Annotated in this window: 14 protein-coding genes; 2 read left to right on the forward strand and 12 right to left on the reverse strand. The window is 56.7% G+C overall.

The features are described 5' to 3' along the window. Positions 1-54: 54 nt before the first annotated feature. The 12 genes from DQG13_RS31210 to DQG13_RS11845 form a co-directional block, all read right to left on the reverse strand. Positions 55-168: a putative holin-like toxin gene (locus tag DQG13_RS31210; protein WP_220094367.1), complete on the reverse strand. Its 114-nt coding sequence runs from the start codon at positions 166-168 to the stop codon at positions 55-57. Between the two features lie 216 nt (positions 169-384). Beyond that, complete coding sequence (locus DQG13_RS11795; protein ID WP_113019952.1) at positions 385-1311, reverse strand: SPFH domain-containing protein; 927 nt, start codon at positions 1309-1311, stop codon at positions 385-387. A 4-nt stretch (positions 1312-1315) separates the two neighbouring features. Further along, positions 1316-1744 carry an NfeD family protein gene (locus DQG13_RS11800; protein WP_113019953.1) on the reverse strand — a complete coding sequence of 143 codons (429 nt, stop codon included), beginning with the start codon at positions 1742-1744 and terminating at the stop codon, positions 1316-1318. Positions 1745-2295: 551 nt separating this feature from the next. Beyond that, positions 2296-2949, reverse strand: a complete 654-nt coding sequence (locus DQG13_RS11805) for a response regulator transcription factor (protein WP_113019954.1) — start codon at positions 2947-2949, stop codon at positions 2296-2298. A 28-nt stretch (positions 2950-2977) separates the two neighbouring features. Then, on the reverse strand, positions 2978-4249 hold the full coding sequence (locus tag DQG13_RS11810) for a sensor histidine kinase (protein WP_113019955.1): 1272 nt from the start codon (positions 4247-4249) through the stop codon (positions 2978-2980). A 267-nt stretch (positions 4250-4516) separates the two neighbouring features. Continuing rightward, positions 4517-5140 carry a hypothetical protein gene (locus tag DQG13_RS11815; RefSeq protein WP_113019956.1) on the reverse strand — a complete coding sequence of 208 codons (624 nt, stop codon included), beginning with the start codon at positions 5138-5140 and terminating at the stop codon, positions 4517-4519. Continuing rightward, complete coding sequence (locus DQG13_RS11820) at positions 5130-5720, reverse strand: TetR/AcrR family transcriptional regulator (RefSeq protein WP_113019957.1); 591 nt, start codon at positions 5718-5720, stop codon at positions 5130-5132. Before DQG13_RS11820 ends, DQG13_RS11815 begins: the two co-directional genes overlap by 11 nt. A 170-nt stretch (positions 5721-5890) precedes the next feature. Next, the gene (locus tag DQG13_RS11825; protein ID WP_258525636.1) at positions 5891-6367 is read right to left on the reverse strand and encodes a UPF0158 family protein; all 477 of its coding nucleotides are present in this window, start codon (positions 6365-6367) and stop codon (positions 5891-5893) included. A gap of 202 nt (positions 6368-6569) precedes the next feature. After that, entirely contained in the window at positions 6570-7496 is a 927-nt protein-coding gene (locus tag DQG13_RS11830; protein ID WP_181592711.1) for an aromatic acid exporter family protein, read from the reverse strand. Positions 7497-7831: 335 nt separating this feature from the next. Continuing rightward, positions 7832-8758 carry a UTP--glucose-1-phosphate uridylyltransferase GalU gene (gene galU / locus DQG13_RS11835; protein WP_113019960.1) on the reverse strand — a complete coding sequence of 309 codons (927 nt, stop codon included), beginning with the start codon at positions 8756-8758 and terminating at the stop codon, positions 7832-7834. Between the two features lie 30 nt (positions 8759-8788). Then, positions 8789-9775, reverse strand: coding sequence for a glycosyltransferase family 2 protein (locus tag DQG13_RS11840; protein WP_113019961.1), 987 nt, complete (start codon positions 9773-9775; stop codon positions 8789-8791). 21 nt (positions 9776-9796) lie between these two features. Next, entirely contained in the window at positions 9797-11971 is a 2175-nt protein-coding gene (locus tag DQG13_RS11845; protein WP_113019962.1) for a glycosyltransferase family 39 protein, read from the reverse strand. A 275-nt stretch (positions 11972-12246) separates the two neighbouring features. Here DQG13_RS11845 and DQG13_RS11850 point away from each other — a divergent pair, with 275 nt between their 5' ends. After that, positions 12247-12933, forward strand: coding sequence for a response regulator transcription factor (locus DQG13_RS11850; protein WP_113019963.1), 687 nt, complete (start codon positions 12247-12249; stop codon positions 12931-12933). Further along, the gene (locus DQG13_RS11855; protein ID WP_113019964.1) at positions 12930-14513 is read left to right on the forward strand and encodes a sensor histidine kinase; all 1584 of its coding nucleotides are present in this window, start codon (positions 12930-12932) and stop codon (positions 14511-14513) included. Before DQG13_RS11850 ends, DQG13_RS11855 begins: the two co-directional genes overlap by 4 nt. The last annotated feature ends 89 nt before the right edge of the window (positions 14514-14602 follow it).

Below are 14602 nucleotides of genomic sequence, written 5' to 3' on the forward strand. Positions count from 1 at the left end.
GGCTTTTAGGTTTATTGGTCGGAGAAATAGACCGCTACCTTTGACCAGGGCGGTCTATTTCTTTGTGTTATGGTTAACCGCTACGACGATGGCCACAATCAACGTCAGCAGCGCAACAAGCAGCGCACCGAAGCTAATCATGAGCGTCAAAGCGTCTTTAACCTCCACAGGCATCACCCGAGGGCTTTCGTGAGAAAGCCTGCTTCGTAAGCATATGCTAACCGGGAGATTAGCCGACCGCCCTTGCAAGCCTATTCTATTGCTCTTGCATTGTACCATACCAAATCCCCTGCAGTAAGTCCCAATTATGGACATTTCCTACATATGAAACAACGGGTCACCCCCGAAAGCCTCTTCCAGATGACCCGTGTTTATCCTCTTGCCTTATTTGCTCCCCTTCAGCATTTCGCCGATGGCGCCGATGCTGCCCAGAGTTTCCACCGCCTTGGTGGGAATGAACACCTTGTTGGCAGCGCCGTTAGCCACCTCGCCCAATGCTTCCAAGGCGCGGTATGTAAGCACCTGCTCGTCAAGCCCGGCCTCCCGCAGGAGCTGGATGCGGAGCTTTTCGGCGTCGGCGATGGATTGAATCGCCTTGGCTTCCCCCAGAGCCTCCAGCTCCTTGGCCTGCCGGACGCCCTCCGCCTGCCGGATGCGGGCTTCCTTCTCGCCCTCTGCCTTCAGGATTTGGCTTTGCTTGTTGCCCTCGGCGCGCAAAATCATATCCTGCTTGGCCGCCTCCGCTTCCAGCACCATGGCCCGTTTGCTGCGCTCCGCCTTCATTTGCTTATCCATGGCATCCTGAATGTCGCTGGGCGGCTGAATATCGATAACCTCTACCCGCTCGATCCGCACGCCCCATTTTTCCGTAGCCTCATCCAAGGCGACCCGGATATCGGTAGAGATTTTTTCCCGTCCGGACAAGGTTTCATCCAGCTCCATCTTGCCGATAATCTGCCGCATGGTAGCCGTGGTGATGTTGCGCACCCCGTATACGTAATCGGAAATTCCGTATGTAGCCTGCTCCGGTCCCGTCACCTGGTAAAAGATGATGGTATCGATTTTGACCTGGACATTGTCCTTGGTAATGACGGTTTGCGGCGGCACATTGGCCTGCTGGACGCGCAAATCGTGATAGGTCCGCACATGATCGATAATCGGAATCAGGATATTGATGCCCGGCGTCAGCAGATGATTGAACTTGCCCAGTCTTTCCACAACGCCAACCTTCTGCTGCGGGATGATTTTGACCGACAGCGATATAAACACAACTGCCAGCACAACAATCAGGATAGGAATGGCATAAATCATTTCGTCAGCCTCCTCTTTTGGTTACCTGCAATAAAGCGCTTCCACGAGCCAATACCACTACTGTCTCGCCCTTCTGCAAACTTTCGTCCGACTCCGCACTCCACAGCTCGCCGCCAACCTTGACAATTCCCCGCCGGCCCGCCTCGATCTCCTCAATCACGGTCCCTTCCTTGCCCACAAGCTCGTCAACGGCATCCTTGAATCCTCTCGCCTTCACAATCCGCCTGGTCAACGGTTTGGTAAACACCGTCAGCAGCAGCGCAACCACACAGCCGGTGACCACCTCCGCCACCCAAGCGCCCGGGAAAATTAAATCCACTATCATGGCCACCAATGCGCCCAGCCCCAGCCACAGCAGATAAAAGGTCAGCGTCAGCATTTCCGCAATAACCAGAAGACCGGCCACTATTAGCCAAATCAGCCACAGATCCATCTCATCACCTGCCCTTCAGCACTTAATGTATTCGCTCCGGACCAGACAAAGACCTGCTGCATCGTGAATAAATTGTCGAAGATGGGAGTTTTTTCAGATGGGAAACGGGGATAGTTATCCGGCGGCGTTCTTGCGGCGGCGTGCGTTTGTCCAGAAGGCGGTCGGTTTCCCGGAAAGCCCTCCCGTGCCCTTGCGCCACACATCTTTTTGTACGGACCCAGATTCCGTTATTTCACAAAAATTCACCCTTTTGGGTTGGGGGTGGACACAGAATCCGCTAAGTGTGAAAAAACGGGGGTGCCCTGTGCTTCTGGTGCGAAATAGCGGAGCGTCTGTCCGTGAAAATCTGGAAAAGGGCCATCCGCGGAAAATAACGGATGCTCTGTCCGCGCCCATCAGACAGCCTGTTCTCCGCAGCCGTCAATAGGGGACATGTGCACCGCCCGTGCCGCGCAGTTCGTCCTTGGATGTTGTTTTTATCGCCAATCAGATGTGTCTTACTGAAATTGCGCCTTCCGATATGCTAAAAAACCGTGCCGGAGCCGGAGCCCCTACACGGTTTTATCGGAAATGATATTATGCTTCAGCGCGTAACGGACCATGTCCGAACGTTTGGTGAGATTGAGCTTCTCGCGGATTCGGGTTTTGTAGGAATCCACGGTTTTGATGCTGACTGTCAGCTGCTCGGCGATTTCCTGCTGGGTATGGCCCAAGGCAATCAGCAGCAGCACCTCCTGCTCCCGCGGGCTCAGCACCTCCTCCTGCACCTCATCGGCAGCCGCTTTGCCTCCGGGTTTGCAGAACCCGCCCAAGAGGGTGGGATAAATGTAGCGCTCCCCCTCCATCACCGCCCGGATGGCGATGATCAGCTCCGTGTCCACCGCCCGCTTCAGCACATAACCGGAGGCGCCGGCCTCCATGCTTTCCTGCCAATAGGCATCATCGGAATAGGTGGAGAGCATCAGCACTTTAATGGAAGGATCATGCTCCTTCAGCTGCCTGGTGCATTCGATGCCGTCCATCACCGGCATGCTCACGTCCATGATGACCAGATCGGGCTTGCAGCCCCGGGCCAGAAGCAGCGCTTCGTCTCCCCGGCTGGCTTCCCCGACAATATTGAAGGCCGGGTCCGCCTGAAGCACATTCTTGAGACCAGAGCGGAACAGCGGATGGTCGTCCGCCAACAGAACTCGTATGGGTTGCATAATGCCGCTCCTTCCAAACAGAGGCCAGTCAGCCTGCATAGGTTTCTTTGCCGGCAAACAACGGCAGGTTGACGAATACCGTCGTTCCCGATCCAAAGCCGGATTCAATCTTCAGTGTCCCGTTCAGCAGAACCGCCCGCTCCTGCATCCCGCGCAAGCCCAGATTGGACCGGGTCGGCTCCCGCCCCAGAACCTGCTCCACATCGAAGCCTGCCCCATCATCCTCGATGATGACGGAAAGCTGGCATTGCTTGCGGCTGATAATGACGCTCACATTCCGCGCTCTTGCATAGCGGGCCACATTGGTCAGCGCTTCCTGGATAATCCGGTAAACGGAGATTTCAATCTCCATGGGCAATCTGACCTCATCCAGTCCCACTATGCACAAATCCGTGTCAATCCCGTATTTGCTCCGGTATTGCTCCATATATCTTTCCAACGCTATGGCAAGACCGTATTTGTCCAAAACACTGGGCCGCAGCTGCCAAGCCAGATCGTGGACCTCCTCCAGGGTTTCCTGCACCATTTGCCGCAGGCCCCGAAGATGCTCGTGCCGCTCCGCCTCCGTCTTTTTGTCCGCCAGCACGCTTAATCCCAGCAGAATGGAGGTAAGGGACTGGCTGGTTTCGTCATGCAGCTCCCGGGCAATGCGCTTCCGCTCCTCCTCCTGGGCCTGAATGACCTTGTCCAGAAGCTGCAGCCGGAGCGCTTCCTTTTGCTTGAGCTCATGCCATAACCGGAGGTTCTCCGCGGTAACATAAATCTGGTTGGCCAGGGACTGGAGGACATTGACGGACTGGGCATTCAGCGGCAGATAGCTGCATACGGCCAGCTGGCCGATCCGGTTGTCCGTTCCTCCTACGGGAAACACCAGATAGTAGATGGACACAATCGAGCAATAACATTCGCGTCCCTGGAGACGCTCGCAGCGGTCGCAGGGGCATTCCACAATTTTGTAAGGCAGGTCGAGGTATTCACCCACCACGTTAATTTGAATCACAGCCGAATGGAGCTGAAGATCGGTAACAGCCCGCTTCAAAAACTGCTCGAGCATTCCCTTCATTTCCGGAATGGAACGGACCTGCCCGCTGAGCTCATTCAATAGAGAAAGCTCCCGGTTCTGCAGGAGAATTTCCTGGCGCTCCTCCAGCTCTTTGTGGCCCATCAGCAGCCTGGCAAACAAGCTGCGGAGAATTTCCATGCTTCGCCGTCTCACCAGCAGCAGCCATTTGCGCAGGGAGATTTTCCGGATAAACCTGAAAAGCCTCGGAATGTTCAGAATCCATGCTTTTGCGCCCATACCGATCTCCTTCCGCAAGTCCCTGTGGGTATCCGCTTCCGGTCTATGTCGCTAAAATTATACCATGGGGCATAAAGGGCAACAAGACACCAATAAATCTTCTGGTTTTCCAGGAATCGCCTGCCTCCCGGAAGAGCGCAAAACGGAACTGAGCGGCTCTTAAAGCAGCTCCGTAAAACATCCAAATTCCCGCTTTTGCCGCCATAAGAGCCGCTGAGTTCCGCAGCAGGAAGCTGAATCGCTAAAAACATGCTGCTGTCACTCCTTTTACACAATCTTACGATCCATACTCCCGCGGCTCTGCCGCCGGAAGTGCCGGGCAGACAAGGCCATTACAGGCGCAAAATAAACGCACCATCCCATCAGGGCATATACCCCCGCATTGCCGCCGCTTCCCTCCGGAAAAATATCCAGCACCGGCATCAGCACACATGCGGGGAAAAAGATGCCGTGGAGCAGCAGCAGCCATTTCAGTATTTTATCCCCGGCTGCGGCAGGCACCATGGACAAGCCGATCAAGAAGGTAGATAAACCCATCAGGCCGTATCCCAGAAGGTCCAGACCAAACATCCAGCTTCCCTGCTGAAAACGCAGCACCCGGAGCACCTCCGCATTTGCCGTTCCCTGTGCCACTGTGGTCACTTGGGTATAATAGACCAGGTTGGTCAGTAGGGAATAGACGGCGGCAATGGCAATGCCTGCTCCCGCTACCCCTTTCCGGTCTGCCGGAGCCTCCTGGGCAAGAGCGCAAGCCGTCCCGATGTATGCCCAGCTCAGCACCAGGCAGGACCAGTAATTCAGACTGTCGTTCCAGGTGATCAGCCCCACAAAAAACAAGAGCGTACAGATCAGCGCAGATAATGATGCAATCAAGCCGAATTTATGATTCATGAACATCGCTCCCGAATAAGCGGTCCGCCATCCAGCCGATAAAGCGGTCCCGCTCCTCTTTATTTTCCATATCATAGCCGAACAGCTCCTTGCTCAATTCCTTCCTCAGAAATGCGGCCTGCATCAAAGCCGTTAAAGCAAATACTGCAGGTTTGCAGTCCTGCTCCCCGGCGCTGGCGCCTCCCCTCCAGGCTGCGGCAAAACCCGCCATGGTAAGAGCGGTGTTGTCGCCGGGCGCGGGATGGTTCAGATCGCCAAGAATCGAAATCCGCGAGATAGCCGGATTAGCCGCAAGAAAATCGGCCACCTGCCTGGCCACCGCCTTCACCCGGGCAAGCTGGGTGTCCGCCGCAGCTATGGAAGGGCGGAAATCCTCAATCACCCCGGTAATAATCCGCTGCACACAAAGCTCCACCAGCCGCTCCTTGGTCTGAAAATGATAGTGGAGCAGGCTGATCCCGATTCCCGCCTCTTCGGCGATCATCCGGGTGGTGATCTCTCCGATATTGCCGTTCCCCTGCTCAATAAGCCGGATGGTGCTCCGGATAATCCGTTCCTTCATTTCCTCCGCTTTCTTCATCTGCAGCTCCTTTCGTCACCGCCATTTCACCGCGCTAAAACTGATCACTGATTTGATCATTGATCAGTTTTAGGATAGCATGATTTCCCTACGGGCACAAGAACGAAAGATACGTGTTAAAAAAAGCACTGCAGCATCTCAGATTGAGATCGCAGTGCTGCATTGCCCCATCACTCCAGAATCAGCTTCACATCAATGGACTCCAACCAATCCGAGACGCGCACGCCATTCCGCTCTTCCACAAAGCGGTAATAGCGCTCCAACTGCTTTCTGTCCGAGGATAAGGCGTCCTTGAATCTGCGGAATACTCCCTTACCGCCATTCAAGATATACATTAATGTAGATTTCAGTTGCTCGTCTTCAACCGTTGCGGCAAAATCAACCATATCCTCAAATCCTTCAAACGATTCCAGCTGCGGTATCGAAAAGTAAATTTCGTTGTACCCTTCTTCAACCATTTCGCTTAATTCTTCGTCTTCCTCATCCTGATCCTGATCAAACGTCCGCAGCATGACCACATCGCCGGTTTCGATATTCAGGAAGGACTCCATTCCTTCTATGTACATGCCAAAGGTATCCACGAGCTCCTGAAACTGCTGCTTGTTCAATTTCAATTCCTTCACGTGATCATCTCCCGCTTCGTTCATGTTTATCAACCCTCCTCCTTGTTCTGCCTCATGTTCCTCATATTGCTCCCATGTGACCCCATAGGCGAAGCCTCCAGCCGTATATCCGGCAATAAAATAAAAATTCTCGTCTTGCTCAAGCAATCCTGCATGATCCGTTTTCTGATCGGTTCGCTTCCTTTTCTTCCTGCCGCGCATGAAGCTCTCCTCCCATTTATTCCCCCTACAACGTCTCCATAAACCGCTCCAGCTCGTTGGCAACAGCGTACAGACTGGCCCGGTTCTCGAATTCGTCCCGGGTGACGGGCATGGGCAGGAGCTTGTGATAGTCCCGGATGCCGCGCAGCTTCTCCCGCAGATGGGGGGAGGAGATGCCGCTGCTCATGTGGGCGTTCATCTCTTCGATGAGCTCCCCGATGCGGAAGCCCTGCTCAAGCTGGATGGAGATGCCGGAAACCGCCGGCAGCATCCGGTCGAGAATTTCATATTGGCGGCGCTTCTCCTCAAAATAATAGCGGTAAGAATTGTCTTTGCGGTGCAGGCTGTTCTCGTCATCCAGCAGCGCCAGCTCGGAGGCCTTGCGCAGAGTGTCGCCCAGAAGCAGCAGTTCCTTGCCGTCCCATTGGGTTCGCCCTTCCTTCAGATACAGGGAAACCTCCTTCAGGATGGCGGCAATGAGCCCGTCCACCTGATCCTTGTACCGGTTCAACTCCTTGTCGATGCTGGGCATGTACCAGTTGACGGCCAAAGCCACGCCCAGACCGATGAGAATGACGCAGATTTCGTTCAGAAAAAAGCTCCACTCCCATTGACTGTGCATATAGACGTGCATGACGATGACGATGCTGCTGGCAATCCCCTGCTGGATGCGCAGGCGCACTGTCAACGGAATGAAAAAAAGCAGCAGCACCAGAAAGCCGTAAGCCCCATAGCCGATGGCCTCAAACAGCAGGGTGGAGGCAAACAGCGATATTAGGCACGCAAATAGGCGGCTTAAAGCCGCCTGAAAGGATTGCTTGCGGGACTTCTGGATGCAGAGCAGGGTCAGGATTCCCGCCGCGGTAAAATATTGCAAGCCCAGAGACTGGGCAATGAAGACGGATAAGGCAACGCCAACGGCGGTTTTTAAGGTGCGGAACCCAATTTTCATGTGCGCTTGCGCCCCCATGGTGTTTTGGATTTATTGTACACAGGGGAATGGGCGGGGTCAATATAAGCGGGGGATGCGGAGAATTTGAGTGATTTAGCGGCGGGCTATCCTCCAAAAGTGCAGTTATTTTTGACCGTAAACCCGCTTTTGCGCTCCTATCCTGCATAAATGCAGCTATTTTTCGGTGAAACCGCCACACGGGCGGCATTCGCGGGAAATAAATGCACTTTTGCATTTTGGCCCTCCAAGTTAGCGGCTGACTCAGAAAATAAATGCACTTTTGCATTTGGACATCTGGCCTTCCAGCTTCGTATGCCGCCCGGTCGGCCAGAAACTTACCGGTTGGCCCGGCGAAGCAGCCCTTCGCTGCCGGAGCGGGCCGCCTGGGCAGGACGCAGGCTGTCGGCCAGCCCCATTAAATAAGGCTTCAGCTGTTCTCTCAAATCCTCCCGGGCCAGTCCCATTTCCAGCACCGCCTGAATATAACCCAGCTTGTCGCCGATATCATACCGCCGTCCCTTCAGCTCCAGAGCCAAAAGCCCCTCCCTGCCGCAGGCGGCATGAAGCGCGTCCGTCAGCTGGTACTCTCCGCCTCTTCCCTTGTCCATAGTTTCCAGGATCTCAAAAATTTGCGGATGCAGAATATATCTTCCCATCACCGCACGGTTGGAGGGAGCTTCATGGACAGGCGGTTTTTCCACCAGACCGGTAACCTCGTGCAGCCCATTTTGGGGCCCGCCGGAGGCAATGACGCCATACTTGCCCACCTCTGCGGCGGGGACGGGCTGAACCCCCACCATCTGCATGCCAATCCGGTCATGGACCCGGATCATCTGCTCCAGGGCGGGAGGGTCGGAGACCATAATATCGTCCCCCAGCAGCACGGCGAAGGGCTCATCCCCGATAAACTGCCTGGCGCACAGCACCGCATGGCCCAAGCCCAGGGGCTCCTTCTGGCGGATATAATGGATGGCGGCCATATTGCTGATGGCCCGGACCTCCTCCAGAAGCGCTGTCTTCCCCTTGTCCTCCAGCGCCTGCTCCAGCTCCACAGACCGGTCGAAATGGTCCTCGATGGCCTTTTTGTTGCGGCCGGTGACGATAATAATGCTTTCAATGCCGGAGCGGACCGCTTCCTCCACGATGTATTGAATGGCCGGCTTGTCGACCACCGGCAGCATTTCCTTGGGCTGCGCCTTGGTGGCCGGAAGAAACCGGGTTCCCAGGCCGGCGGCGGGTATAACGGCTTTCCTGATTTTCATGGCGATCCCTCCTGGTTTTCATTTGGGGATTTAACCTCGTTGGTTCTCCACCGTCCGGTAGCGAACCGGCTCCGGCTTTTTCTCCTGGGCGCCGCCTTCCTTCAGAATATACAGCGGCCGGTTTTTGCTTTCATCGTAAATCCGTCCCACATATTCCCCCAGAATGCCCATCATCAGCAAAATGACCCCATCCAGCAGCAGGGTGATTCCCATCAGCGAGGTCCAGCCCTTTACGGCGCTGTCGGTAAATACGGCCAGGCAGAGGATATAGACCAGATACACAAAACCCGCTGCGGACATCAACGCCCCCGCATACCCGGCAAGCTTCAACGGCTTGGAGGAAAAAGAGGTAATGCCGTCCAGGCACAGCTTCATCATTTTGCGGAAAGGGTACTTGGTCTCTCCAGCCAGCCGCTCCTCCCGCTCATACTCGATGGCGGTCTGCCGAAAGCCCACCCAGCTGACCAGCCCCCGGACAAAACGGTTCTTTTCGGGCAACCGCTTCATTTCATCCACAATCCTCCGGTCCATCAGCCGGAAATCTCCGGTATCCACGGGGATCGGCGTATCCGTGCAGGTCCGCAGCACCCGGTAAAAGGCGCTGGCGGTAGCCCGCTTGAACCAGGTTTCCCCCTTGCGCTTCAGCCGCTGGGCATAGACCACGTCATAGCCTTCCTTCCACTTGGCGATCATCCGGAGAATCAGCTCGGGCGGGTCCTGCAAATCGGCATCGATAAGAATCACCGCATCTCCCGCGGCATGGTCCATACCGGCGGTGATGGCTACCTGATGGCCGAAGTTGCGGGAGAATTCCAGGAGCCGGACATTGCTGTCCCAAAAGGCATATTCCCGGATAATTTCCGCACACCTGTCCCGGCTGCCGTCGTTGACAAACAAGAGCTCGTAGGGCTCGCCGGCGGTACTCATCACTTTTTTCAAACGGCGGTACGTTCCTTCGATGACTTCTTCCTCATTGTACATGGGAATCACAACGGAATAACGGACTTTTCCGGCCATACAGTTCATCCTCCTTCAGATTCAGTCAAGTGTCACTTCATATAACGTTCCGCTGCTGCCGCCATACTCGCTCTCCGAAATAGCTTTGCCGTGGGAGGTAATCCACTGGGTCAGCCCGGAGCTGCCGCCTCCCGGACCGCCGTTATTGGATATCAGGAAATATTTCACTTTTCCCTCGGCCACCATGGCCGTAAGGGATTCCTCGGTGAGAATCGGATCAGAGCCGGAGTAGCCTCCCATGGCCATCACCGCTGCGCCTTTTTCGATGATATACGGAACCGCCGTATTGTAGCGGGTGGTAGCAAACAGGAAGGTTTCCCCGGTCTGATGCGCCGTGAGATATTGATACAGCCCTTCGTCGATACTGGCGGACTCGCCGCCTCTTCCTCCGACAAATCCGCCGCCGCGGCTGGAGGTGCCCGGTCCCGCCTGGGGAAGCTGGGCGCTCTGCCCGTAGGTAATGGGTGTGGCGGCCCAATACAGGGGAGCGATGAGCAGCACCAGAAAGGCCAGTACGGCTGCCGCTGCGGGTACGGTTTTCTTGAGCAGCTTCGCCAGGATCAGAAAGCCGGCCGCTGCGCCGCCTGCAGCAGCCACAGCCATGGACCAGCCGCTGCCGAATTGGCTGTCATACGGCTGCACGAAATACCACTGGAGCGCTGCCGTTGCCGCTACGGCTGCCGGGAACAGCCAGACTGTCCAGCCCGCATTCTCCCGGTATCTGCGCCACAGCTCCATCCAGCCTGCCCCGCTCATGGCCGCAATGGGCGGAGCCAGCATAATCAGATAATAATGGTGAAAAAAACCGGCAATGCTGAAGAATATCATCCCGGGAACCAGCCAGGCCAACCAAAATGCCGTTTCCTTATGGGCCTCGGTTATATTCCTTCTGCGTATGCTTGCCAACACGCCTGCCGCTCCAATGAAGGCAAAGGGGATCATCCAGCTGGCCTGGCCGGACAGCTCGGTCTGGAAGAGCCGGAACACGCCTTTGGTTCCGGTGCCGAACATGCCGCCACCCTGGCCGCCGCCGCGGTTCATCTGGCCGTCCTGGGGCAGCTGCCCTCCCCCGTCCTGGCGGGTCTGTCCGTCCTGGCGCATCTGCCCGCCTTCAGGCATCTGTCCCCCTCCGTCCTGGCGCATCTGCCCGCCTTCGGGCATTTGGCCTCCGTCCTGGCGGTTTTGTCCAGCCTGGGGCATTTGCCCGCCCTCCGGCTGGGCCCGTCCGTCCCGGGGGGTCGGTTGGGCTCCGCTCTGCCCGGACGAATCGTTCTGCGGCGGCTGCATGCCGTCCTGCCGGGAGGCTGCGCCGTTGGCGGCATCATCCATACCGCCTCCCGGCTGCATATTCATCATGCCGCGTCCGCCGCCACCGCCGTCCCCACCGTTGCCGCCGCCTGTGCCCCGGTCGCCGGTCAGTCTGGAAACGCCGTTGTAGCCAAAGGCCAGCTCCAGCACCGAGTTGGTCTGGCTGCTGCCCACATAAGGCCGTTGGTCCGCCGGAACCATGTCCACAATCACCGGCCATGAAAGAGATACGAGGAGAAGCGATGCCGTCACCGCCGCCAGACCGGCCAACTTCTTTTTCCAATTGACGCGGTATCCGATCAGGTAGAACAGATAAAAGGCGGGCAGCACCAGATACGCCTGCAGCATCTTCATGTTGAAGCCCAGGCCGACTACGGCAAAAGCGGCCATCAAGAGCCACAGGCTTTTCCTGCGCACTCCGCGAAACAGCAGCCAGGTGCCTGCCAGAAGAGCAAATACCAGCATGCTGTCGATATTGTTGGTCCGGCTTACCGCCGCGGCAATGGGGGTGCAGGCCAAAACCAATGCCGCCAGCCGCGCCGCCCCCTGTCCGAAGGTGGGCTTTACCAGCGCATACATCAGCAACACGGAGCCGACGCCTGCCAGCGCCTGGGGCAGAATGACGCTCCAGCCATGGACGCCGAACAAGGCGGCGCTGGCCGTTTGAATCCAGAAGACCACCGGAGGCTTATCCACCGTCACGAAGCCGCCGGGGTCAAAGGACCCGTAGAAAAAATTATGAAAGCTCTGCAGCATACTGGCTACAGCAGCTGTGTAATAAGAGTTGGCATATTGCTCATTCCAAATGCCGTACCCGTTCAGAAACGCCGCGAGCAGGGCGATAAGCGCCAATGGAAGGTCCAATCTTGTTTTGCGAAGCCATTGCATGCCGTCCGCCGCCTTTCTGTTTTTTTGTAGAAAATATGAGGAAAAGGTTTGGTATAATGTTGTTGCCGATTGCTTTCTATTCTGATCCTTTTATCTGAAGCGGTCATGAAGGCAGGCTGAATGTTGCCTGAAAATCAGCGCCCGCCCTACCGGGAAAAGGCTGTTCAGCACAGCTTCAGCAGGCCTTCAGACAATCTTCAGCTACGCCTTATATAATGTAAAAAACAATCCCCATCTGAAACAGAAAGGCAACTTACATTTAGGAGAGAAGCGCCATGAAAATGACCAAAGGTGTCAAAATACTGCTTGTGGATGATGAACCGCATATCTTGCAATTTCTTGAGCTGGGTCTGGTGAATGAGGGATTCGAGGTAAGAACTGCGCCGGACGGCTTGATGGCGGTGAATGCGGCTGCGGAATTCCAGCCCCAGGTGGTGATTCTGGATGTGATGATGCCAGGAATGGACGGCTTTGAGGCCTGCCGGATGATGCGCAAAACCGGAATTAACGCCGCCATCATCATGCTCACCGCCAAGGATGAAATCGAGGACCGGGTGAAGGGGCTGGGGCTGGGAGCCGACGATTACCTGGTCAAGCCCTTCAGCTTCGAGGAGCTGCTGGCCCGGATTCACGCCAGACTGCGCAACCAGTTCCCGAGCCTTTTGGGCGAAGTAAACCACGGGCCCTTCCGGCTGGACGACAGGCGCAAGGAGATCAGCTACCGGGGGCAGGTGCTGGAGCTGTCTCCTACGGAATACGAGCTGCTTCACTATTTGGTGATTAATCATGGCATTGTGCTGAGCAAGGCGAAAATTTTGGACTCCGTATGGGGCTATGATTTTGGCGGGGAGGAAAATATTGTGGAGGTGTACATCCGTTCCCTGCGGGAGAAATTGGAGGACAAGGAACATAAGCTGATCCGGACACTCCGGGGTTCGGGCTACCGGGTTGATCTGCCATGAAAACCCTGGCCCGGCGGATGCGGCGGCTGGTGGTCCCCCATTCCCTGCGCTACCAGTTGGTTACCCGCTCCCTGTTGATCATGGCGGTGCTGCTTCTGTCCATCGGCGTCTTTCAGTATTGGTTCATGAAGAATTTTCTCTACAAAAATCAGGCGGAGGCCATGTTCACTCAAATGAATTCGGTGCCCCGGGAGCTGGTGGGGGCCGAGCCTATGCCCGACCGCAAGGACAGGCAAAACCAGGGCCAGCGGCTGGAAAAGCTCCCCGGCGTCAACGGGGGCGCTCCGGCGCAGAATCAGCCGGCAGCACCGGCAGATTCTTCATTGGAGCCGGTTAATGGGGAAGGGCGGCGGCCGTACTTTTTTCTGCCGGATACGGCATTGGCCACAGTGGACATCAATGGCAATGTAACCCGGCTGTCCGAGGAAGGCGGCCATCCGATGCCCTCCATCTCCAAGGAGCAATATGCCGAAATTCTGCAGGAGGTAAAGGCCAACAACAAACCCCAATATTGGGTGGCGGACGGCAGCGACGGCTCAGGCCGGCAATTGGTGGTTTTCCGCTCTACCTTGGGAGCACCTGGCCGAACCGGGGATACTTTTATCCAGATGAGCATACCTACGTCGTCTTTGGATGATACCGTGCTGCAGCAGCTGATGATTTTTGTCGTCCTGTCGGCAGCGGCCCTTCTGGCCGGCATTGGCCTGTATTTGCCGGTTATCCGGCGGACGCTGGTGCCTCTGTCCCGGATGGTCAGCGCGGTCCAGCGGACGGATGCAGGCACATTGAACGAACGGCTGCCTATCGGCCAAGGCCAGGAGGAAATTGACCAATTGGCCAATTCCTTCAACGGAATGCTGAAGCGCCTGGATGATTCCTTCCGGGCAGAACGGGAGGCCAAGGAGCAGATGGCCCGCTTTATTGCCGACGCCTCCCATGAGCTGCGGACCCCACTGACCTCCATTCACGGCTTCCTGGAGGTGCTGCTCCGCGGGGCCATGAACAACCCCGGGCAGCTCCAAAGCGCCCTCTCCAGCATGCACGGCGAATCCAAACGGATCAACAAGCTGGTGGAGGATCTGCTGCTCCTGGCCAAGCTTGACCGGGCGCCTCAGCTGACCTTTAAGGACACGGCCCTGGACGAGCTGATCCGGGAGATGGAGCCCCAACTGCGGATGCTGGCAGGCAAACGGGAGGTTCTCATCTCCGTCCAGCCCAAGGTGCAGGGGGTGTATGATCCGGACAAAATCAAACAGGTGGTGCTGAACCTGTTCCACAACGCGGTCCAGCATACAGACCCGGAAACGGGCCGGATTTCCCTCACCCTGGCCGCCCGCAAGGACAGCGCCGAGCTCAGTGTGCGGGACAACGGCCCGGGCATCCCGGAGGAGCATCTGCCCCATGTGTTCGACCGGTTCTACCGCAGCGAATCCTCCCGGACCCGCCGCTCCGGCGGCGCAGGCCTGGGGCTCTCCATCTCCAAGTCCCTGGTGGAGGCCCACGGCGGGGACATCTGGGTGGAGAGCGCCGTGGGCGAAGGCACCACTTTCGCCCTCCGGCTGCCGCGGAAGCAGGGCTAATCTGCTTGTGGGGAGCAGCCTGACAAGTCATAACCACCGGCTTAGCCGGTGGCTTCCATCAGCCCTATAAGGGCACGGTACTAGCACGC

Source organism: Paenibacillus sp. YN15, from assembly GCF_003285005.1.
Lineage (GTDB): Bacteria > Bacillota > Bacilli > Paenibacillales > NBRC-103111 > Paenibacillus_AR.

Coding starts and splice junctions, on each gene's coding strand:
- DQG13_RS11825 (WP_258525636.1), bottom strand. CDS start 6,367: ATGAACGAAGCGGGAGATGATCACGTGAAGGAATTGAAATTGAACAAG.
- galU (WP_113019960.1), bottom strand. CDS start 8,758: ATGAAAATCAGGAAAGCCGTTATACCCGCCGCCGGCCTGGGAACCCGG.
- DQG13_RS11810 (WP_113019955.1), bottom strand. CDS start 4,249: ATGGGCGCAAAAGCATGGATTCTGAACATTCCGAGGCTTTTCAGGTTT.
- DQG13_RS11815 (WP_113019956.1), bottom strand. CDS start 5,140: ATGAATCATAAATTCGGCTTGATTGCATCATTATCTGCGCTGATCTGT.
- DQG13_RS11795 (WP_113019952.1), bottom strand. CDS start 1,311: ATGATTTATGCCATTCCTATCCTGATTGTTGTGCTGGCAGTTGTGTTT.
- DQG13_RS11855 (WP_113019964.1), top strand. CDS start 12,930: ATGAAAACCCTGGCCCGGCGGATGCGGCGGCTGGTGGTCCCCCATTCC.
- DQG13_RS11800 (WP_113019953.1), bottom strand. CDS start 1,744: ATGGATCTGTGGCTGATTTGGCTAATAGTGGCCGGTCTTCTGGTTATT.
- DQG13_RS11840 (WP_113019961.1), bottom strand. CDS start 9,775: ATGGCCGGAAAAGTCCGTTATTCCGTTGTGATTCCCATGTACAATGAG.
- DQG13_RS11845 (WP_113019962.1), bottom strand. CDS start 11,971: ATGCAATGGCTTCGCAAAACAAGATTGGACCTTCCATTGGCGCTTATC.
- DQG13_RS11830 (WP_181592711.1), bottom strand. CDS start 7,496: ATGAAAATTGGGTTCCGCACCTTAAAAACCGCCGTTGGCGTTGCCTTA.
- DQG13_RS11820 (WP_113019957.1), bottom strand. CDS start 5,720: ATGAAGAAAGCGGAGGAAATGAAGGAACGGATTATCCGGAGCACCATC.
- DQG13_RS11805 (WP_113019954.1), bottom strand. CDS start 2,949: ATGCAACCCATACGAGTTCTGTTGGCGGACGACCATCCGCTGTTCCGC.
- DQG13_RS11850 (WP_113019963.1), top strand. CDS start 12,247: ATGAAAATGACCAAAGGTGTCAAAATACTGCTTGTGGATGATGAACCG.